Raw genomic sequence first — 22,420 nt, 5'->3', positions numbered from 1 at the left:
CACCTTATTTACACTTTATTCTAAGTTATTAGCAGCACTTACAGGTATTCTTAATGAAAGGCATGTAAGTCCTCCATCCATTTTTTCAAATTCGGACATTTCAACTTCAACAATTTTATAACCTGCATCTACTAAATTCTTCTTTGATTTTTTAAATCCTTTTGGAATTATAAGATTATCATTCATCATTATACAGTTTGCTGAATATGCCTCATCATCATCTACATTTATAATTTTAAAATCTTTAAATGAATCATTATCTATAAATTCACCAGTTCCAATAAAAGTATTTTTCCCTAAATAAACTATTCCTGTTTTAAGATGAAGTATTTTTTTTACCGGTACTGTTGAAGCTGTATATCCATATTTGTTTAGTATTTCTGTAAGTTGTTTTGCACCTTCCGCATTTGTTCTTTTTGATTGACCTATATAAAAATGATTTTCAAACCTTAATATGTCTCCACCATCAAGGCATGCATCACCAGATAAAAATTCTATGTTATTATAAAATTTTTTAAGCACATCAATTATTTCTTTTTCTTCGCCTTTTCTTGACTCTGCACCGGGCTTTGTTATTATAGCACATTTTTCAGTTACAATTGCTACATCTTCTACAAATGTTGAATCAGGATACTTTTCATCAGCATCTAGTATAGTAACATTACATCCACATTTTTCTAATGCTTTAATGTATTGTTCATGTTGTTTCAATGCTTTTTTATAATCAGGTTTTCCAAGGTTTGACGTAGTTATTCCATCTGCAAAATTTTTGCTTGGTTTTCTTACTATTACGTTTTTTATCATAATAATCAGCTCCTTATAATTTTAACAATTAATTAGAGCAAAACTTATGCCAATGTTGGAGTCCACTAATACAGTTATCTTTTTCTAAAAAAACGAAAATTTTTTTGCTTTTTAGAAAAATTTTTTTCGTTTTACTTATCTATGTTATATTTTGACAATTTGTAATTAAGAGCTTGTCTTGATATTTTTAGCATTTTTGCTGCGGCAGTTGTACTAGTAGTGTTTTTTATAGCATTTTGAATAATGCTTTTTTCGTAATCTTGAACAAGTTCTGTTAGAGATTTTTCAGACATCGTAAGATTCGTGATTTCGGGGTGGTTATTTTTTATAGAAAAAATGTAATCAGGTAAATCCTCTACGGTTATAATATCTTTATATGTTAAATTAAAGGCAGATTCTATAACATTTTTTAATTCTCTTACGTTTCCTGGCCATTTATAATTTTTAAATATATTTTTAACAGAACTATCAATACCTTTAATAGATTTTCCCATTTTATTATTATATTCTTTTATAAAATGATCACATAAAAGTTCAATATCATTTTTTCTATCCTTCAAATCAGGTAAGTTTATTTGAATAACCCCAATTCTATAAAAAAGATCTTCCCTAAGCTTGTTTTCAACGATAGATTCTAAAGGAGGTTCATTCACTGCTGAAATTATCCTAACATTTATTTTTATACTTTCAGCTGAACCAACTCTTCGTATTTTTTGGTTTTCAATTGCCTTTAAGAGTTTTGCTTGCATGGATATTTCCATTGAATTTATTTCATCAAGAAAAAGAGTACCACCATCAGCAGCTTCAAATAATCCTTTTCTATTTTCAGCTCCTGTATAAGTCCCCTTTAATGTACCAAATAAAATACTTTCGAGAAGTGTTTCTGGAATAGCTGCACAATTTTGAGATATAAAAGGATTAGAAGACCTAGTACTATTTCTATGTATGGATTGAGCTATAATTTCCTTCCCTGTACCTGTATGTCCGTAAATTAGGACTGATGAATCAGATCTTGATACCTTTAATACTTTTTCCTTTATGTTTAGCATGGTATCATCACAAGTAATTATATCATCAATATTATAATATTTGCTTCTATTTTTATCTCTTTCTTTTAATTGTAATGTTATATCTTTTCTTTGATTTTTAGGATCAATATATGCTGAAATTTCAACAGCACCAATAGTTTCAGATTTGGACCTTATTGGAAAAGTTGAATTTACTGCATTTATTTCGATTCCTTTATAATTTACAAGATGCTGAGTTTTATTAAGAATTGCCTTTCCGGTTCTCAATACTTTTAGTAAACTACTGTTGTCTTTATTTAAATCTGGATATATGTCACATAGATATTTTCCTATTACTTCTTCAGCATAGAGGTTGTAAATATCCGTTCTAAAGTTATCAGAATACTTAATTATTCCATTGTTATCTATCAGTACTATTGCATCAATATAATTGTATAAACTTAATATTTGCTTAATATAGTTCTGTAACATTTTGGTCACCTCGATTTATTATATTACATTTAAAATTAAATGTATAAAGTAACATTAAATTTTAGATACGAATCTTATTTAATCATAATTTTACACCATTTTACAAGTGGTTTAAAGTTATCTGAAAATGTAAATGAAAAAACAGTTGAATATTTATTCTAAAAAATGCATAAATATGTTGACATATATATTTAATGGAACTATAATCGTAACAAGTAAAACTTATTTCCGTTTTTTTGAAATCCTTGAGGAATAATAAGTGTATTCTCCGAGATTAAGATAAGTGAATGACTAAGAGTTTTAAAATGCAGTTTATATTTTAAAGGGGGAAAATTATCAATGGGTGATGTACAAGTATTTAATTCAAAAAAAGAAATAGTTAACTTTATTTCAGAGTATTTTATTACACATAAAAATACTATAGGGATTATTAATAGGAATTTAAAAAAAGATATCATGCAAACATTGTTTATAAAAGAAGATTTTGATAAGTTTAAAGATATTTCTGATTTAAAAGAAAATGTATTATTTCTTATCAAAACTGGACATAAACAAGATAGAACATTAGGAATTAAAGTATGTGACGCTTATAATAAAGATACAAAGCACTTTAAAATGGTAGACATAGAAAATATTTTAATTATTGGTGGTTTGATTACTGAAGATGAAGAAAAGTCAATTATTTATTATAAGGAAAAGGTTAAACTAAAATTAGAAGCATAATGGGAAACTACTTATAAGAAGTCCTACATTTGGATATTTAAAATATACCTTTTTGAAATATATTAGAAAATAACTATATTGAGATAATAAAAGGGGGCTGTCGCACTAAGAAATTAGTGGGACAGCCATTTCTATTTTAAATTATTAACAGTGCTTTGAATGTTTGTTTTATCGGAAAAATTAGAACTATTAGGATTTTGAGAGTGAGTATCATTACTATTTTGACTTTCTGCTAAAGATTGAAGCATAAAGTCCATTAATTGAGACATATCACTAGTACCACCTAAAGCAGGGCTTATATCAGTATCACTGCTGCTATCATCACTATCATCAGAAATATTAGCAATATCGTTATTTGAAGAATCAGAAGATGTATTTTGCAGCATTTCTTCAAGAGTTCCTGCAAATGATGGATTGGCATTTGTGGAGGAACTAGTACTATTAAGGTTTGATAGAAGTTTAGATTGTATTGGTTGTGATATTGAATTTATAAGCATTTTGTTATCTCCTTTTTTATTCAAATTTGCATGAAATAATATTATACATATATTATAGAATGAATTTGTGACAAGCGTGTGAAGGAAATTTAAATTGTATTTTCTGTTTTTGTAAAATATTAATTAATTTATAAGTCTATATTTTTAAAAATTAAAATTACCAAAATGTTCGGTTTTTTATGCAGGGGTATTTAATACATTCAGTATTATATGAAAAAATTATTTTTGTGTGATAGAAACTTATAAAACATAAATGGAACTTATCCTATAGAACTTTCACAAGGAAAATGGGAAAGCTTATAATTAAAGAAATAGATATGAATAAGGACAAGGTGTCTGTTAAATACATATCACAGGGTAAACTACCATTTAAACACTAAATTTGTCGTAAGAAAGCGATACTTGTTTTTTAATGTCTGCTGTGATAAAATTTAAGTTAAATTTAGATGCAGGAGGGAAATTATGACACATTTACTTGAACCACTAAACAGTGGTAAATTAGTTTTAAAAAATAGATTAATTATGCCGCCTATGGCTACAGAGAAATCTGAAGATGATGGAAAAGTAAGTAGTAAACTCTTAGAACATTATGATGAAAAGTCTAGGGGAGGGTATTTATCACTTATTATAGTTGAACACAGCTTTATTGCACAACAGGGAAAAGCTAGTAAGAACCAGCTTTCTGTGGCAAATGATAGTACAATAGAAGGCCTAAAAAAAGTAGCTAGTGTCATTCATAAAAACGGTTGCAAGGCAGTTATGCAGCTCAATCATGCGGGGAGTGCAACTACTATGGCAGTTACAGGAAGTGTTTTGTTAGCGCCTTCAGCTGTGGAAAATCCTTTTATGAAATCGGGTATTCCAAGAGAACTTACTTATGATGAAATTCAGGATATAGTTAAAAGCTTTAGTGATGCTGCCATTCGTGTAAAAGCAGCTGGTTTTGATGGAGTAGAAATTCACTCTGCTCATGGATATCTTTTGAATCAATTCTATTCTCCACTTACAAATAAAAGAACTGATGAATATGGGGGAGATAATGTAAAGGATAGAATTAAAATTCATCTTCAAGTAATAAAGGCAGTACGTGAAGTTGTAGGACCTGAATTTCCGATTTTCATGAGATTAGGAGCTTCTGATTACATGGAAGGCGGAACTACACTTGAAGATAGTAAAGTTGCGGTTTGTGAATTTGAAAAAGCAGGGCTGGATGTTTTGGATATTTCAGGAGGATTTTGCAGATTTACTGTACCGGGAAATAACTCCCAGGGATATTTTTCAGAACTTAGTGGAAGCTTGAAACAGTTTATATCAATACCTGTTATATTAACTGGAGGTATTACAAAAGCTGAAGCTGCAGAGGAACTTCTTGTAGATGTAAAAGCTGATCTTATAGGGGTAGGAAGAGCAATTTATAAAGACTCAGAGTGGGCTAAAAGGGCCATTGAAAGTTTTTAACTTAGCAAACTAGTATATTTTAGGAGCATACCTGGATTGGTTTACATAAATCTAGGTATGCTCCTTATTTTAGTCTCATAAATGTATTATACTATTGAATGTACGTTTAAGTTTGTATGCACAAATGATTATTTTGTTTGCAAGTGATAAATAAAATACCGTGTAAATAATGTAGAATACAATCTTATAAGCTCCTTAAAAGAAAATAAATGGTGGACTTTGCAAATATATTTACAACATATGATTTTAATTTTAACAAAAGTTTTGACAAAAAAAGAAAAGTTTGATACAATGAATTTGCAATGATGTTAGAACATAAAGAAATCGTTTTACATTAATAAATTAACTTAATGAATTAAATGTTATTATCTATATGCATAAGCTTCGTAAAAGTATTTTATAAACTATTTATTTTGGGGAGGAAGGATTTATGATAAGTTTAATTGTAGTATTGGCAATAATAATTTCTATTGCACTAGGGTATAAAACAAAAATTAACACAGGATTTTTTGCTATGGGGTTTGCGTATATAATTGGATGTTTTGTTTTAAATTTGAAAGCTTCACAGGTCATTGCAATGTGGCCAATAAGTATTTTTTTTGTAATTTTTTCAGTTTCACTTTTTTATAATTTTGCACTTGTAAACGGTACACTGGAAAAACTTTCTTTACATATTTTATATAGATGCCGCAAGATGCCGAAATTACTTCCGTTTGTTATTTTCTTTGCAGCAGTATTGATTTCAGGCTTGGGTGCAGGTTATTTTACAGTAATGGTATTTTTAGCTCCTCTTACATTACTGCTTTGTAAAGAAACAGGTATGGATACAATGATAGGAGCGGTTATTTTAAGTTATGGCGCATTATCAGGTGCTAATTTTATGACAAGCGGATGTGGTATTGTATTTAAAAGCTTTATCGAATCAGCAGGATTTAAAGATTTATCATTTCTATATACGGCATATATTTTCATTATTACTATGATTATCCCTATTTTAGTAATTTTAGCTTTTATGGTATTTTCAAAAAATTTAAGAAACTTAGGTAAAACATTAAATATAAAAAAACCAGAACCATTTGATAAGAAACAAAAAATAAATCTTTATCTTATTATTGCTATGGTAGTTATAGTTCTTGCACCTCCAGTTTTACACTTGATTGTTCCTAAAAATGCAGTTATTACTTTTATAAATTCTAAAATGGATGTTGGGCTTGTTTCAATTATTTTTTCTGTTATTCTTCTCATGCTTAAAATTGCTGACCAGAAAGCGGCCATTGCAAAGGTACCATGGAGTACTCTCATTATGATTTGTGGTGTTGGTATGTTAATATCGGTTGCAATTAAAGCAGGAACTATAAAATTACTTGCAAGCTGGATTAGTGGTAATTTACCTGCTTTTGCAGTACCTATAGTACTCAGCATAGTAGGGGGATTGATGGCAGCTATTAGTAGCACGCTTGGTGTTGTTGTTCCTGCACTTTTCCCAGCTGTTCCATCTATTGCACAGGCAACAGGTATAAGTCCAGCTATTCTATTTATGTGCATTGTTATTGGAGCACAGTCAGCTTCTATTTCACCCTTTTCTTCAGGTGGAAGCATTGTATTAGGTTCTTGTTCGGATGAAGAAGAACGTACTAAATTATTTCCAAGATTGCTTTTTATTGCAGCTCCTATGTGTATGGGAATTGCCACGGTAGCAAGTATAATTATTTCTCTTGTTGCCAGATAGATTATATTAAAATTGAATGAAAGGTATTAAAAAAAGAAGGTAAATCTTCAGTCAATGGAGATTTACCTTCTTTTTGTGATAAAATAACTTTTTATGTTTTATTATAAAAGATGTTTTTTACAGACTTTTACAGACTTTTTAGGTGTTGTGATTTTAAAATTGTATTTTGGCTAAAGAAAGTATTTTTGAAGCTGTAGCATCATCAGTAATAAGTGTATTTATATACTTTCCACGTATTGCTCCTAAAATTGCTTTGGCTTTAAATTTACCAGCAGCAATACCTATTACATGATTTGCTTGACGTATAGCAGAAGTATCTATTCCTATGACTTTTTGGTTTATATCAATATCTACTTCTTCTCCTATATCATTATAAACACGTCCGTAAATACATCCTACAGCTTTTAAATCATCTAAATTGTACTGTTTAACTCTTTCTAAATAATTTGCCCAAAGGGAAGAAGAGAACATAGCATCTGTTGTACCTACTCCTGTAAGAATTATATCTGATTTATTTGCAAAGAATATTGTATCACTTAATACAGGTTCATGCATGAGTGCCTTTCTGGCATAATCATTGTCTACATAAAGAGGAGCATATAAATATTTGCATTTACCTCCATATATCCTTGCCATACGTCTCATGAGTTCTTGAGAATCTACAATAGTATTATCTTTAGCAGCGGAGCCTACCATTTGTACAGTAGTTATTGGAAGCTTCTTTTTTGGTTTCAAATTTTTTATTAAATTTAAAAGAGTTTTACCCCAAAGTACACCTATAATAGAATTTTCACTAATTAAATCGTCTACATATTGAGCTCCTAATTTTCCTAGTGCACTTAATGTTTCTTCGTAAGCAAGCATTTTATTATCAAGCACCAGGGCATCTTTTAAATCAAAATTTTCTTTTAAAATATTTTCTAATTTAGGAACTCTGCTATGGGGTTTGTTTATGGTGATTTCTACTACATGTTTGTCACGAGCTTCTTGAAGCAATTTAGAAACTTTAAATCTAGTAGTAGATAATTTGTTTGCTATTTCACTTTGAGTCATATTTAATTCATAATACATATCAGACAACTTGGCAAGAAAATTTAATCTTTCAGCTTCATTTATTTTTTCAAATTCATCTATCATGTTTAACCTCTCAACTAATTTTATATTTAGTGCAAATTTAAAACAACTTTTAATTAACTTAGAAATAATATTATTAAAGAAAACTACTGATAATCCTATACATACAAATTAATTATAATAGAACTAATTTGCTTTTTCAAGACAATGGTGGAACCTTAAAAATTTAATTTACAATTTTATGTAATTAAATAAATATTTTAGCTAACTAATATCTTACCATCAATTTTAAATTTTATAAGTAAATCATGCAAGCCTAATACAAAAGTATATAGAATTAACTCTTGTTTCACCAATGATATATTAATTTTATTATGTAAAGGATAAAGTTCGCATAATGCTAATTTTACAGGACAATTTCAAAACATTTGTATAATATATAAACTAATGTTGACTTTGATAAGTAAATCTGCTATTATGAAATCGTAGTCAAATGATTGCAAAATTAGACATATATATGTATATTGGAAAACAATTCTACATTATATTTGAAATTAATTTTATAAACTAATGTGGAAATTAATAACCTTTGTTAATATTAGATTACATACTTGAAGATTAAATACAACTAACTGTGGTTAATTTTCAATGTAAACGTTACTGTAAAAAATACTATTAATATTTTATTAAAGCTATATAGTGATATAATCAAAAGTTTAAATAACATAAAGCGATTATGTTGAATAAGCAAATGTTGAATAAATTATATTTCAATCTAATTGCAATTTTAGGGGGTAATTATAAAATGATATTTTATAAAGCATTCAAAGCAATTATTGATGCAGGACCTACAGTACTTTTGCCTATTATTATATTTATTTTAGGTAAAGGTTTTGGATTAAAAGTTGGTAAAGCGGTTAAAAGCGGAATAATTGTAGGTGTTGGTTTTGCTGGATTAAAATTAGTAATAAGCTTTTTAACAAGTAATTTAGGACCAGTAGTAGATGCAATGGTAAAAAGGTTTGGACTTCACTTTAATACCTTAGATGTAGGATTTGCTATGACAGGTGCAATTGGATGGTCATCACCTATAGTACCATTTATGGTTCTTGCAATAATAGGAATAAATATACTTTTACTTGTTATAAAAAGAACAAATACTTTAAGCGTTGATTTATGGAATTATCATCATTGTTTAACTATAGGGGCTTTGGTATATTTTACTGATAAAAATGTAGTAGTTGCTACTATTGCAGCAGGTGTTACAGGTTTAGTTGTATTTAAACTTGCAGATTGGTCGGTACCTCTTATGGAAAAATATTATAAAATACCAGGTGTTAACACACCAGCGTTGCATGCCTTAAATGCTTTAGCATTTGTACCTTTGGAATTTATTTTAGAAAGAATACCTGGAATAAATAAAATAAATTTCGATTTGAAGACAATTCAAAAGTATTTTGGAACTTTCGGTGAACCTCCTATAATAGGTTTGGTACTTGGATGTGGAATAGCAGCATTAGCTAACTATCCTTTAATAAAAATATTTGGAGTAGGTGTAAACATGGCTACTGCAATGGTTTTGATACCAAAGATGTCAGGAATGTTTGTAGAGGGATTAAAGCCAATTTCAGAACAGGCAAAATTGATGTGTGAAAGTAAATTTAAAGGAAGAAAAATATATATAGGACTTGATCCATCTATTCTTTTAGGAGATGCTTCAGTTATAACTGTTTCATTAATTATGATACCGATATCTTTATTACTTGCTGCAACAATACCACAAAATAGGATTTTGCCATTTGCAGATTTAGGAGCTATTTCATTTAAAATTGCATTAATAGTTGCTGCGTGTAAAGGAAATATATTTAGATCGTTAATAATAAGTACTATTCTTATGATAGGAACTTTAATATGCGGTACTGCTACAGCTCCACTTGTAACTGCTACGGCCCATTCAGTAGGAATAAATGCAGCAGGTGTTCATCCAGGACAGTTTATGACTTCACTAGCAGGTCCTGCAATGCTTGTAAGTTTTATAATATTAAAAGTATTTACAGGAAAATTAATTATTACAGTGCCTGCCTTTGCTATAGCATTTGGACTTATTTGGGTAATAGTAGAAAAAATTCAAGGTAAGAAAAAATCAAATCTTCAAGATGAAGAAGAAAATGAAGTTGCAGCTGACTAATTGAAATATGTTCAATAATTAATTATATTTTAGAAAAAAGTTTATGCAGTTATACATAACAAAGATGTATATTTATTAAATTATGGGCCTTACTGGATACAAAGATTTACAATGATTTAAAATGATGATTAAAAACTTTAATTTAATAAGGTAATATGTTTTTAGAACATATCTAGGTTGATTTACATAAATCTAGATATGTTCTGTAATTTAATTCCATAATGATTTTATGTTATTAATTTTAGCAAATGTTTTGATGACAAAAGAAAACGTTTTATATTATTTTTAGAGAAGATGTATGACAAGTTTAATTTCTTTTTACATTATTATTTTTCAAAGGGACAAGCATTAACACAAGTACAATATTAAAATTTAATAAGAGGTGAATATTTAATGACAGGACATGATATTTTATTGCTTACTATTGCATTATGCAGCGTTGTGTTGTTGGTACTTCTCATTGTTTCAAAGTTACATTTTCATCCTATGGTAGCTTTATTAGTAGTTTCAGTTGGTGTAGGACTTACAGCTGGTCTAGATATGAATAAAATAGTAAAATCAATTACAGATGGTGCTGGTGGTACACTAGGAGGTGTGGGATTGCAAGTTGCACTTGGGGCAATGATAGGAAAACTATTAAGTGTTTCAGGTGCAAGTGACAAAATTGCCTCAACAATCTTAAAAGATTCTACTAACAAAACTTTACCATGGTTTATGTGTGGAGTGGCATTTATTATCGGAATTCCAATGTTCTTTGAAGTAGGACTAATTATGCTTTTACCAATAGTGTTTAGTGTTGCTGCAAAACTTGAAAAGCAAGGGAATATAAAAGGATCGGCATATATCTATATTGGGGTTCCAGTTATAGCAGCCTTGGCAACAATGCATGGTATGGTTCCACCGCACCCCGGTCCATTGACTTCTATTGCAGGTCTGAAAGCAAATCTTGGGATTACGTTGATTTATGGCATTATTTGTGCAATTCCTGCAGCAATTATTGCAGGACCGGTATATGGTAAATTTATTGCACCGAGAATGACGGTTCGACCTGATAAACAACTGCTAGAGCTATATGCAGCATCTTCAATTACTTCAGAAGGAAAAACTGAAGCCTTAGATGATGATTCGAAATATATGGCTGCAACCGTTGAAGATTCGGTTTCAGCAGCAACTGCATTTATCGTTGCATTACTGCCAATGTTAATGATGTTGGCAGATGCATTTGCAAAAACATTTTTTAAACAAGCAGTTTTACTTAATAAAATAACAGGATTCATTGGTAATCCAGTAATAGCCTTATTAATCGGGTTATTAGTAGGAATGATATTTTTGGGATATGCACGGGGAGTAGATACAAAAAAGCTTCATGATGAGCTCGGCGCTAGTCTCAAACCAATTGCTGGTATCTTATTAATTATCGGTGGCGGTGGTGCTTTTGCAAAGGTGCTTACTGATTCTAACGTTGGAATTGCTATCAATCACCTTTCATCTGGAATACATGTTTCTCCTATTTTATTAGGATGGTTGATTGCTGCTTTATTATCTATTTCAACAGGGTCTGCTACTGTTGGTATTGTTGGTGCAACTGGCTTGCTAGCACCGCTTACTGTGTTTAATCCGGGCATTAGCAAAGAACTACTAGTAATTGCCATTGGCTCAGGATCATTATTCTTTAACTATGCAAATCATGCAGGGTTTTGGTTAGTAAAGGAATCATTTAGCATGTCAATGGGTGAAACTTTTAAAACTATTACGATGGTTCAATCAATCGTAGGACTGGTTGGATTGGTAATGACGCTATTGCTGAATTTTTTGCCTCATTTTTAAAAAATAAAAATGATGACAAAAGTATTTAAATGTTAACATTTGTTTTAACGACAATATAGAAAATTTAAAATATAAAGACCAATATACAATATGTAGCTTGATTTAAGAAATAATTTCAAAACATTTGTATAAAATATAAACTAATGTTGACTTTACGCGATAAATCTGATACTATTAAATTGTAGTAAAATAATTTAGAGATTAAGTATATATTTATTAGATGGTAAAATATTCTATTTTAATGTTTAGCAAGTATGTAGGCATAGTGATCTATAAAATGTAAACATTTGCTTAAATATATATTAGAAATAAAATTAGTTAATACAGGAGGAAAAAATGAAATGCGAAGATAATGTTTTAAAAGATGTTATTGACTTACATATCCATACTGCACCTGATGTTAGAGAAAGAAGATTAAATGACATTGAACTAGTAAAAGAAGCAAAGAGAGTGGGTGCACGTGCTGTTGTTTTAAAGTCACATGTAGTACCTACGATGGATAGAGCATGGATTGCACAACAATTAGTTAAAGGAATTCATGTGTTTGGTGGAATTGTTTTAAACCCTCAAATGGGGGGACTGAATATTGCAGCAGTAGAAAATGCTATTAAAATGAATGCAAAAATTATTTGGTTACCAACTTCATTTGCTGCTAATGAACGTAAACAAAAAGGAATGTCAGATGGTGTTGAAGTAATTAATAATGGACAAATCGTTCCTGAACTTTTAGAAATTTTAAAGCGAATTGCAAAGCATAATGTTGTTCTTGCTACAGGTCACTTATCGCCATATGAAATTAGGGTAGTTGTTGAAAAAGCAAAAGAAATGGGTGTAAAGAAAATTTTAATAAATCACCCTGAATGGCCTACTGTAGATATGTCTTTGGACGATCAAAGAGCATTAATAAAATATGGAGTGTACTTTGAAAGGTGTTATGCACATCGTGTAAATGGTAAATATGAGAAGAATTTTTCAACAAACTTAAGAGCAATTGAAAGTTTAGGATATGAATCTACAATTATATCTACTGATGGAGGCCAGATTGAGAATCCTGTGTGGAGTGAAGAATTATATGAGTATATATCATTTTTAAAGAATTCGGGATTATCTGAAGAAGCTGTTAATAATATGACAAAAATATATCCGGCAAAAATGTTAGACCTTGATTAGGAAACAAATGAAATTTTATTACATTATAATAGGGAGGAAACTATGATTAAATTACATGATGAAGGTGCATATTTATTAAATGGAGAAGAATTATATTTTGACAATAAAGAATACAATGAAAAACTTAAAGCAAAATTAGGAAAAGATTATGTTAATAAGGAACAATCTAAAAAACAAACTATAGCTTATTCTATACTGCAGGATCATAATAAATCAAAAGATAATGTAAACTTAAATATTAAATTTGATGCCCTTGCTTCTCACGACATCACTTTTGTAGGAATTATACAAACATCTCGTGCTAGTGGACTTACAAAATTTCCAATACCATATGTGCTTACTAATTGTCATAATAGTCTTTGTGCTGTTGGCGGAACAATTAATGAAGACGACCATTTATTTGGATTATCTGCTGCAAAGAAATATGGAGGGATATATGTTCCACCTCATTTAGCAGTTATCCATCAGTATATGCGTGAGATGATGGCAGGCTGTGGAAAGATGATTTTAGGATCAGACAGTCATACCCGTTATGGAGCGCTTGGTACGATGGCAATAGGTGAAGGTGGCGGAGAACTTGTTAAACAGCTTCTGTCACAGACATATGATATATCTTATCCTGGAGTTATAGGAATTTATTTAACTGGGAAACCACAAAAGGGTATAGGACCACAGGATGTTGCCCTAGCTATAATTGGTGAAGTATTTAAAAATGGTTTTGTTAAAAACAAGGTAATGGAATTTGTAGGACCAGGAATAGAAAACTTATCTGTAGAATATAGAAATGGTATAGATGTAATGACTACTGAAACTACATGTTTGACTTCAATATGGAAAACTGATAGCAAAGTTTGTGATTATCTTGAATTACATGGAAGAAAAGAAGATTATAAAGAATTAAATCCTGGAAGCGTTGCATATTATGATGGAATTGTATATGTCGATTTGTCAAAAATAAAATCTATGATAGCAATGCCTTTCCATCCAAGTAACGTATACACTATCGAAGAACTTAACGCAAACCTTTATGACATATTAGATAAGGTAGAAAAAGATGCCAGAGATAGAATGTCTAACAAAAATCTTGATTTCTCTTTAAAAGAAAAGATAAGAGATAATAGGTTATATGTAGAACAAGGATGTATAGCTGGATGTGCTGGAGGTAACTATGAAAATATTTGTGAAGCTTCCAGTATACTAAAAGGAAAATCTATTGGAAATGATGAATTTACATTAAATGTTTATCCTTCCAGTCAGCCTGTTTATTATAGCTTAGCTCAAAACGGAATAGCTGCAGAATTGATGCAGACAGGAGCAATAGTTAAGACAGCTTTCTGTGGACCATGCTTTGGAGGAGGAGATACACCTGCTAATAATTCACTCAGCATAAGACATACAACTAGAAACTTCCCTAATCGTGAAGGTTCAAAACCTAATGAAAATCAGCTTTCTTATGCAGCACTTATGGATGCACGTTCAATAGCTGCAACAGCTGCTAATAAGGGATTTGTTACAGCAGCTACAGATTTAGATGTAGATTACAATATACCTAAGTATTATTTTAACAAGACGATTTATGATAACCGTGTTTATAATGCTTTTGGTAAAGGAAATAGTGATGTAGAATTAAGATTTGGACCTAATATAAAGAACTGGCCGGATATGCCTGAGCTTTCAGACAACTTAATACTAAAAGTGTGTTCTTTGATCAAAGATCCTGTAACTACAACAGATGAATTGATACCTTCAGGAGATACATCTTCTTACAGGTCCAATCCATTAAAGCTTTCAGAGTTTACACTATCACGTAAAGATCCTGAATATGTTGGAAGATCAAAACAAATTCAAAAGTCAGAAAAAGATAGACTTGCAGGAAAGTCTCCTTTTGATGAAAATAGGGATCTAGAAAAAGTATTTAGTGTAATAAAACAAGAGTTTGGCAGTATAAATACAAGTAATACAGGTATAGGAAGCATGATATATGCAGTAAAGCCTGGAGATGGCTCTGCTAGAGAACAGGCAGCCAGTTGTCAAAAGGTTTTAGGTGGATATGCTAATATTGCAAGAGAATATGCTACTAAAAGATATCGTTCAAATTTGATTAATTGGGGTATACTTCCTTTTGTTATGGAAGATGAACCACAATTTGAATGCGGAGATTATATATTTATTCCTAATATAAGAAAGGCTGTCGCTGAGAGACCATCTCAAATAGATGCTTATGTGGTAAAGGGGAACCTTAAAAAGTTCAACGTAAAAATTGACAAGCTTACTGAAAAAGAAGTGAATATCTTGTTAGATGGATGTTTAATAAATTATAATAAAACAGATAAATAATTTAGTGTAATAAATTTAATTGGCAGTAAAAGTTTTAGCAGAAATATTGTTTGTGAATGATAAATGTATGATTAATATTTAGAATATCGTTGAAAAGCTGCATTAGATGGAGAATTAACTTCAAGCTAATGCAGCTTTTTATTTAAAATACAATAATTTATTATTCTATGATTAAATTATTTTACGTAAGTACTGTTACTTAATTATTTTGAGACAATTTTACAAAAGCAAGGGAGAAAATAGGGGTGATTGTTGTGCATGATAACTATTATAAATTTTATGAAATCTGAAGTATTTTTAAGATGAATTAAGAAATACAGAAGATTAATAATGTAGATACAGATAATAAACGTTGATAATTTCTAGTATATATGATTATATATATGTAATATAAATATTAGTACAGAGTGTTGATGAAAAATAGTACAGATGGTAAATAAAACATTATAGAATTTGTTTACACATAAGGGAGGAAGAATAATTGGATAAAATTGTTTTTGGTGAAGCTAATAGATGTCTTGGATGTAAAGTGCCTCAATGTAAAAAAGGATGCCCTGTAAGTACCCCTATAAATGAAGTAATAAAACTTTTTAAAGAGAATAAAATAAAGGAAGCCGGTAAACTTCTTTTTGAAAATAACCCTATGTCAGCTATTTGTTCGCAAGTTTGTCCTCATGAAAAGTTTTGTGAAGGTCATTGTGTGCTTGGTAAAAAGGGAACTCCTATAAAGTTTGGCCTTATCGAAAAATATATATCAGACTTTTATCTTAATTTTATAACGTCAGCTGATATAAAAAAGTTGAATAAAAAAATTGCAGTAGTAGGGTCAGGTCCAGCAGGATTGAGTATTGCTTTTATAATGGCAAGAAAGGGATATGATGTAACTATATTTGAATCCCATGAAGATATAGGAGGAGTTTTGAGATACGGCATACCTGCCTTTAGACTTCCTAAAGATATTTTGGACAGGCTTAAGGATAAACTTTTCCATATGGGAGTTAAGATAAGGCCTAATACTCTTATAGGACCTGTAATAACTGTTGAAGATTTGTTTAGGGATGGATACAGGGCAGTTTATATAGGAACAGGAGTATGGAGTCCAAGGAGCTTGGGACTTAAAGGAGAAACTTATGGTAATGTGAATTATGCTATAGATTATCTTAAAAATCCTGAGGCTTATAATTTGGGAGATAAAGTTGCAATTATAGGAGCAGGAAATGTTGCTATGGATGCTGCAAGGACTATAATTAGAAATGGATCAAATGACGTAACTATCATTGCAAGGAGTGATGAAGAACATGCAGGAGCAGATAATATAGAAATTGATTATGCCAAACTTGATGGAGTGAAATTTCTTTATAAAATGGCACCAGTTGAAATAACAGATGATGGAATTAAAATAGTTCCAACTGAGGTATCCTTTGATGAAAATACAGGGAAAAAGAAGGTAATGCTAAAAGATGAGGAAGCAAAGCTTTTTAATGCAGATTCTATAATAATTGCTGTAGGCCAGGGACCTAAGGCAAATATAGTAAACAATTCTGAAGGAATAGAAGTAAATTCCAAAGGACTTATACAGACAGACGATTCAGGAAGAACTACAAGGTCTGGAGTTTTTGCATCAGGTGATGTGGTAACAGGTGCCAAAACTGTTGTTGAAGCAGTAGAGGTTTCAAAGCACCTTGTAAGTGCTATGGAAGAATATATAAAGAGTATGGATAAGAAATTTGAAAGTTCAGATAAAAATTAAAAATATTTTTATTGAAATTCCATATTCTAAGGTGTATATTAATGATGTAGTAAAAAGTATATAAATTGGATGAATACAGTGCGAGATAACATCTAGTTGTTGACCGAAGAAGCAATGATATACCGCCACGGTTATGTCAAAAACTTTCAGGTAAAGGGAGCGCTGTGGGACAAAACTCTGAAAAATCTGTTATTGAAAAACAGTACCAAAGGTGAAAGATATTTAATATCGAAACTCTCAGGTAAAAAAACAGAGGATATGTGGACTATTGGGTAAATAGTCTCCATATCCTTTTTTTTAATGTATAAAAATATGAAGGAGGTCTTATGTTATGGAAGAATTAAAGAAAACTCCGCTGTTTGATTCCTATAAGAAATACGGTGCAAAAATAATAGATTTTGCAGGATGGGATATGCCAGTACAATTTGAAGGCATAACAGCTGAACATCAAGCAGTACGTAAAAAAGCAGGATTGTTTGATGTCTCACATATGGGAGAAGCAGATATAACAGGAAAAGATGCACTAGAATTTGTTCAAAATTTAATAACGAATGATGCAGCTAAGATTAAAGAAAACCAAATATTATATACACCTATGTGTTATCCAGAAGGTGGAATAGTAGATGATATACTTGTTTACAAATTTACAAATGAGCATTTCTTTCTTGTAATAAATGCTGCAAATACGGATAAAGATATTGACTGGATGAAAAAAAATAAGGGAAATTTTCAGGTAGATATAAAAAATATATCTCCTTCAATTATACAACTTGCAATTCAGGGACCAAATGCGCAAAAAATACTTCAAAAATTAACGGATACAGATTTAAATAGCATTAAGTTTTATTTCTTTAAAAAAGATGTACTAGTTGCAGGAAAAAAATGCATGGTTTCAAGAACAGGATACACAGGAGAAGATGGATTTGAAATTTATTCAGAAAATGAAAATGCAGAGTATCTGTGGGATAAAATACTTGAAAAAGGTAAAGAAGATGGCATAAAACCAGTAGGACTTGGTGCAAGGGACACGTTGAGATTTGAAGTTAGCTTACCGCTTTATGGAAATGAATTGTCTAAATCAATTACACCTCTTGAAGCAGGTATAGGAATTTTTGTGAAATTAGATAAAGACAATTTCATAGGTAAAGATGCTCTTGTAAAGCAGAAAAAAGAAGGATTGAAGAGAAAAATAGTTGGCTTTGAAATGAAGGAAAGAGGAATTTCAAGGCATGGATATGAGGTCTTTGCAGAGAATAAGAAAATAGGAGAAGTAACCACTGGGTATCGTTCACCTTCTTTAAATAAAAATATAGGTTTTGCTTTAATTAATTCTAAATATGCACCTGTTGGAACTTCTATTTCTATAAAGGTGAGGAATAAGCTTTTAAAGGCAGAAGTAGTTAGCAAGAAATTTTATAATAAAAATTATAACAAATAGTGGGGAGGATTTATAAATGAAAACTTTAAAGGAATTGTTGTATTCAAAAGATCATGAATGGATAAAAGTTGATGGGGACAAAGCTTATGTTGGTATTACAGATTTTGCTCAGGATTCTTTAGGAGAGATTGTTTTTGTTGAACTTCCTGAAGTGGATTCAGAATTCTCAAAAGGTGATGTATTTGGAACAGTTGAATCTGTAAAGGCAGCCTCAGATTTGTGTATTCCAGTTTCGGGTAAGATCTTAGAAGTAAATGAGGAACTTGTAGATAGTCCTGAAGGTCTCAATGAAGATCCTTACAAAAACTGGATAATTTCAATTGAAGTATCAGATGAAGCGGAATTGAAAGAATTACTTGATGCAGCAAACTATGAAAAAATATGTGATAAGGAGTGATTTATATGCATCCTTATTTACCACTTACAGAAGAAGACAAGAAAATTATGCTGGAGAAAATAGGAGTAAACAGCATAGATGACTTGTTTTCCGATATACCAGAAAGCGTTCGTTTAAATAGAAAATTGAATATAAATGATGGAATGTCTGAGCTTGAAGTGGAGTCTTACATTAAGAATATTGTAAAATCAAATAAAAGCTGTGATGATCTAACCTGCTTTTTAGGTGCGGGAGTTTATGACCGCTATATACCTTCTGTGATAAAGCACATAACGTCAAGGTCTGAGTTTTATACAGCATATACTCCTTATCAGGCTGAAATAAGCCAGGGTACACTTCAGACTATATTTGAATATCAGACGGTTATGGCTAATTTAACAGGCATGGAAGTTTCAAATGCTTCAATGTATGATGGTGCTACAGCTTGTGTGGAAGCAGCACAAATGGCTGCAAATATAACAAGGCGTAAAAATATAGTTGTTTCAAAAACTTTAAACCCTGAAGTTAGAAAGGTACTTAAAACTTATTTGAGATTTAAAGATTTAAATCTAATAGAAATAGATGAAGCAGGTGGAGTTACTGATATAGACAAACTTAAAGGTGAGATTAATAAGGACACAGCAGCAGTTATAGTTCAAACACCAAATTTTTTAGGATTAATAGAGGAAATGCAAGATGTGGAGAAGTGTGTTCATGATAATAAATCCCTTTTAATAATGTTTTGTGATCCTATTTCTCTTGGAGTATTAAAGAGCCCTGGAGAATATGGAGCAGATGTAGTTGTAGGTGAAGGACAATCTCTTGGAAACAGCATGAATTACGGTGGTCCCTATCTTGGATTTTTAACTACTACTAAAAAGTATTTGAGAAAGATTCCAGGAAGAATTGTAGGTGAAACTACAGATTCAGAAGGTAAGAGAGGCTATGTGCTAACACTTCAGGCACGAGAGCAGCATATAAGACGTGAAAAGGCTTCTTCAAATATATGCTCGAATGAAGCACTAAATGCACTGACAGCACTTATATATTTAACTACCCTAGGTAAAAAGGGAATTAAAGAAGTAGCTTATCAAAATGTTCAAAAATCTCACTATGCTTTTAAAAAACTTACTGAAAGTGGAAAATACAAAGCTGTATTTGACAAACCATTTTTCAATGAATTTGTAGTTACTTCGGAAAATTCAGTAGGAGATATAAATAAGAAATTACTTGAAAATAAAATATTAGGTGGATATGATCTTGAGAAACAATATCCTTCTTATAAAAATTCCATGCTTTTATGTGTCACTGAAAAGAGGACAAAGAATGAAATTGATAAATTAGCTTCTGTATTGGAGGGAATTGAGTAATGAAAGAGTATAACAAACTTATTTTTGAACTTTCCAAAGAAGGCAGAAAGGCCTACTCCCTTCCTAAATGTGATGTACCAGAAGAAGGTATTGAAAAATTGCTGCCTGAAGAATTTATAGGCAAAGAGGAGCCTGAGCTTCCAGAAGTAAGTGAGGTAGATGTAATAAGACATTTTACATTACTTTCTAATAAAAACTTTGGTGTGGATACAGGATTTTATCCTCTTGGTTCTTGTACAATGAAGTATAATCCTAAAATAAATGAGGATATGGCAGATTTTAAGAAATTTACGCAGCTTCATCCTTATCAGCCAGAAGAAACTACCCAGGGAGCTTTAAGACTTATGTATGAATTAAGTCAAAAACTTGCTGAAATAACAGGATTTGAAACTGTATCTCTCCAGCCGGCAGCAGGAGCCCATGGAGAACTTTCAGGACTTATGATTATAAAAGCTTACCATGAAAAAAGGGGAGATTTTAAGAGAAAAAAGATTATAGTTCCTGATTCAGCTCACGGCACAAATCCAGCTTCAGCTTCTTGTGCAGGGTTTGAAATAATAGAAGTGAAATCGGATGAAGATGGAACAGTGGACATTGAATCTTTGAAATCCATATTAAGTGATGAAGTGGCAGGACTTATGCTTACAAACCCAAATACACTTGGGCTTTTTGAAAAAAACATTATGGAAATAGCTAAACTTGTTCATGAAGCAGGGGGACTTCTTTACTATGATGGTGCCAATATGAATGCCAATATGGGAAAGACAAGACCTGGAGATATGGGATTTGATGTATGTCATATGAACCTTCACAAGACCTTTTCAACACCTCACGGCGGTGGTGGACCAGGAAGCGGACCTATAGGAGTTAAAAAAGAACTTATGGAATTTTTACCTGTACCTGTAGTTTCCAAAGACAAGGATAAATATTATTTAGACTATGACAGACCTTATTCCATAGGAAAAGTAAGAAGTTTTTATGGAAACTTTGGAGTTATGGTAAAGGCATTTTCCTATATTTTGAGTATGGGAGCAGATGGACTAAGGGAAGTTAGTGAAGATGCAGTCTTAAATGCCAATTATATAAAGGAAAGGCTTAAGGATTATTATAATATACCTATAGATACAGTTTGTAAACATGAATGTGTACTTGGGGGCTTGAAAGAGGATGAAAATGGAGTTACGACCTTGGATGTAGCAAAAAGACTATTGGATTATGGATACCATCCTCCAACTATATATTTCCCATTAATAGTAAAAGAAGCGATGATGATAGAGCCTACAGAAAATGAAAAGCTGGAAACACTAGATGAATTCATAGATGATATGATAAGTATTGCAAAAGAGGCTAAGGAAAATCCCGACATAGTAAAATCAGCACCAAATACGACTATAATTAAAAGGTTAGATGAAGTAAAGGCAGCAAGAAAGCCTGTAGTTAAGTGGAATAAAGGCAAGTAGAGTTTCTAAACGAAAAATAAACTTATATAGAATTCCTAAGCAAAAAATCACTTTATATTGCGAATATTTTTACAATATTCAGCTCGGTTAAATATTTTGATAAGCCTAAGTAAAAAATTCTAGAAAATCTAAGAACTTTTGAGAACTCGTACCTCAAACAATTCAAAAGTTCTAAGTTTTTACAAACTTTTTACTAAGACTTATTTGCAAAATATTTAAATGAGCTTCACCATTGTAAAAATATGCCTACATATAAGGTGATTTTTAAGTTAGAAAATGCGGCATAAGTTTATTTTTAGTTAGAAAACCTGTATATTTAATTTTACATAGAGTGGAGCTGAAGATTGTAAATAAATAATGATATTTAAAATGTGTTAAAAAAACGAACTGTAGTCAAAAAACGAACACTGTTTTTTAATTGATTTGATCAAAAAGTGAACATACATAATAAAAATATAAAAGAAACTACCTAATTTGGGCATTTTAGACAATGGCATATATATTGCTTATAAGTAGATAATGACTTTAATTTTAAATATTTAACTATTATTAAGCTGTTTGGTTTTCATGATAATTATATATAATGTTAATGAACTTTCCTATAATAATGCAAGGTTGAATTGGAAATTGTTATTATGACGGGGGGATTATAATGAATGCAACTATTTGCAAATTGGACAATGCAGTTGTATCTAAGCCGTATGTAGAACTTTCACATAT

The 22,420-nt window shown here is 30.8% G+C and carries 16 protein-coding genes and 1 riboswitch; of the genes, 12 read left to right on the top strand and 4 right to left on the bottom strand.

The features are described 5' to 3' along the window. Nucleotides 1–15: 15 nt before the first annotated feature. Both CLCOS_RS16080 and CLCOS_RS16075 read right to left on the bottom strand, forming a co-directional pair. The gene (locus CLCOS_RS16080; RefSeq protein ID WP_063602503.1) at nucleotides 16–804 is read right to left on the bottom strand and encodes a dimethylarginine dimethylaminohydrolase family protein; all 789 of its coding nucleotides are present in this window, start codon (nucleotides 802–804) and stop codon (nucleotides 16–18) included. A 131-nt stretch (nucleotides 805–935) separates the two neighbouring features. After that, nucleotides 936–2,303: a sigma-54 interaction domain-containing protein gene (locus CLCOS_RS16075; protein WP_063602502.1), complete on the bottom strand. Its 1,368-nt coding sequence runs from the start codon at nucleotides 2,301–2,303 to the stop codon at nucleotides 936–938. Nucleotides 2,304–2,642: 339 nt separating this feature from the next. Between CLCOS_RS16075 and CLCOS_RS16070 the strand changes: the two genes are divergently transcribed. Then, nucleotides 2,643–3,026 carry a hypothetical protein gene (locus tag CLCOS_RS16070; protein ID WP_063602501.1) on the top strand — a complete coding sequence of 128 codons (384 nt, stop codon included), beginning with the start codon at nucleotides 2,643–2,645 and terminating at the stop codon, nucleotides 3,024–3,026. Nucleotides 3,027–3,157: 131 nt separating this feature from the next. Here CLCOS_RS16070 and CLCOS_RS16065 read toward each other — a convergent pair whose 3' ends face one another. Next, complete coding sequence (locus tag CLCOS_RS16065) at nucleotides 3,158–3,523, bottom strand: hypothetical protein (protein ID WP_063602500.1); 366 nt, start codon at nucleotides 3,521–3,523, stop codon at nucleotides 3,158–3,160. 462 nt (nucleotides 3,524–3,985) lie between these two features. Here CLCOS_RS16065 and CLCOS_RS16060 point away from each other — a divergent pair, with 462 nt between their 5' ends. Beyond that, nucleotides 3,986–4,981, top strand: a complete 996-nt coding sequence (locus CLCOS_RS16060; RefSeq protein ID WP_063602499.1) for an NADH:flavin oxidoreductase — start codon at nucleotides 3,986–3,988, stop codon at nucleotides 4,979–4,981. A gap of 430 nt (nucleotides 4,982–5,411) precedes the next feature. After that, nucleotides 5,412–6,710, top strand: coding sequence for an SLC13 family permease (locus CLCOS_RS16055; RefSeq protein WP_063602498.1), 1,299 nt, complete (start codon nucleotides 5,412–5,414; stop codon nucleotides 6,708–6,710). A gap of 153 nt (nucleotides 6,711–6,863) precedes the next feature. Here CLCOS_RS16055 and CLCOS_RS16050 read toward each other — a convergent pair whose 3' ends face one another. After that, on the bottom strand, nucleotides 6,864–7,847 hold the full coding sequence (locus tag CLCOS_RS16050) for a sugar-binding transcriptional regulator (RefSeq protein ID WP_063602497.1): 984 nt from the start codon (nucleotides 7,845–7,847) through the stop codon (nucleotides 6,864–6,866). Nucleotides 7,848–8,589: 742 nt separating this feature from the next. Here CLCOS_RS16050 and CLCOS_RS16045 point away from each other — a divergent pair. The 9 genes from CLCOS_RS16045 to gcvPB all read left to right on the top strand — a co-directional run bounded on the left by CLCOS_RS16045 (nucleotide 8,590) and on the right by gcvPB (nucleotide 21,700). Then, nucleotides 8,590–9,972: a PTS galactitol transporter subunit IIC gene (locus CLCOS_RS16045; protein ID WP_063602496.1), complete on the top strand. Its 1,383-nt coding sequence runs from the start codon at nucleotides 8,590–8,592 to the stop codon at nucleotides 9,970–9,972. Between the two features lie 393 nt (nucleotides 9,973–10,365). Further along, the gene (locus CLCOS_RS16040; RefSeq protein WP_063602495.1) at nucleotides 10,366–11,799 is read left to right on the top strand and encodes a gluconate:H+ symporter; all 1,434 of its coding nucleotides are present in this window, start codon (nucleotides 10,366–10,368) and stop codon (nucleotides 11,797–11,799) included. A gap of 336 nt (nucleotides 11,800–12,135) precedes the next feature. Continuing rightward, nucleotides 12,136–12,969 carry a DUF6282 family protein gene (locus tag CLCOS_RS16035; RefSeq protein WP_063602494.1) on the top strand — a complete coding sequence of 278 codons (834 nt, stop codon included), beginning with the start codon at nucleotides 12,136–12,138 and terminating at the stop codon, nucleotides 12,967–12,969. 42 nt (nucleotides 12,970–13,011) lie between these two features. Then, entirely contained in the window at nucleotides 13,012–15,306 is a 2,295-nt protein-coding gene (locus CLCOS_RS16030) for a hydratase (protein WP_063602493.1), read from the top strand. Nucleotides 15,307–15,787: 481 nt separating this feature from the next. Continuing rightward, on the top strand, nucleotides 15,788–17,056 hold the full coding sequence (locus tag CLCOS_RS16025) for an NAD(P)-dependent oxidoreductase (RefSeq protein WP_063602492.1): 1,269 nt from the start codon (nucleotides 15,788–15,790) through the stop codon (nucleotides 17,054–17,056). 69 nt (nucleotides 17,057–17,125) lie between these two features. Next, a riboswitch (glycine riboswitch) is annotated at nucleotides 17,126–17,228 on the top strand. A gap of 159 nt (nucleotides 17,229–17,387) precedes the next feature. Then, nucleotides 17,388–18,494, top strand: a complete 1,107-nt coding sequence (gcvT, locus tag CLCOS_RS16020; RefSeq protein WP_063602491.1) for a glycine cleavage system aminomethyltransferase GcvT — start codon at nucleotides 17,388–17,390, stop codon at nucleotides 18,492–18,494. A 16-nt stretch (nucleotides 18,495–18,510) separates the two neighbouring features. Beyond that, entirely contained in the window at nucleotides 18,511–18,891 is a 381-nt protein-coding gene (gene gcvH / locus CLCOS_RS16015; RefSeq protein ID WP_063602490.1) for a glycine cleavage system protein GcvH, read from the top strand. 5 nt (nucleotides 18,892–18,896) lie between these two features. Further along, a complete protein-coding gene (gcvPA, locus tag CLCOS_RS16010; RefSeq protein WP_063602489.1) occupies nucleotides 18,897–20,240 on the top strand; it encodes an aminomethyl-transferring glycine dehydrogenase subunit GcvPA in 1,344 nt (447 codons plus the stop codon). Further along, the gene (gene gcvPB, locus CLCOS_RS16005) at nucleotides 20,240–21,700 is read left to right on the top strand and encodes an aminomethyl-transferring glycine dehydrogenase subunit GcvPB (RefSeq protein ID WP_063602488.1); all 1,461 of its coding nucleotides are present in this window, start codon (nucleotides 20,240–20,242) and stop codon (nucleotides 21,698–21,700) included. The genes gcvPA and gcvPB overlap by 1 nt, the downstream gene beginning before the upstream one ends. The last annotated feature ends 720 nt before the right edge of the window (nucleotides 21,701–22,420 follow it).

The sequence above is a fragment of the Clostridium coskatii genome (genome assembly GCF_001675205.1).
GTDB classification, from domain to species: domain Bacteria; phylum Bacillota; class Clostridia; order Clostridiales; family Clostridiaceae; genus Clostridium_B; species Clostridium_B ljungdahlii.
The sequence above is the reverse complement of the archived record's forward strand: the minus strand, read 5'-3'. Positions and strand labels throughout refer to the sequence as shown.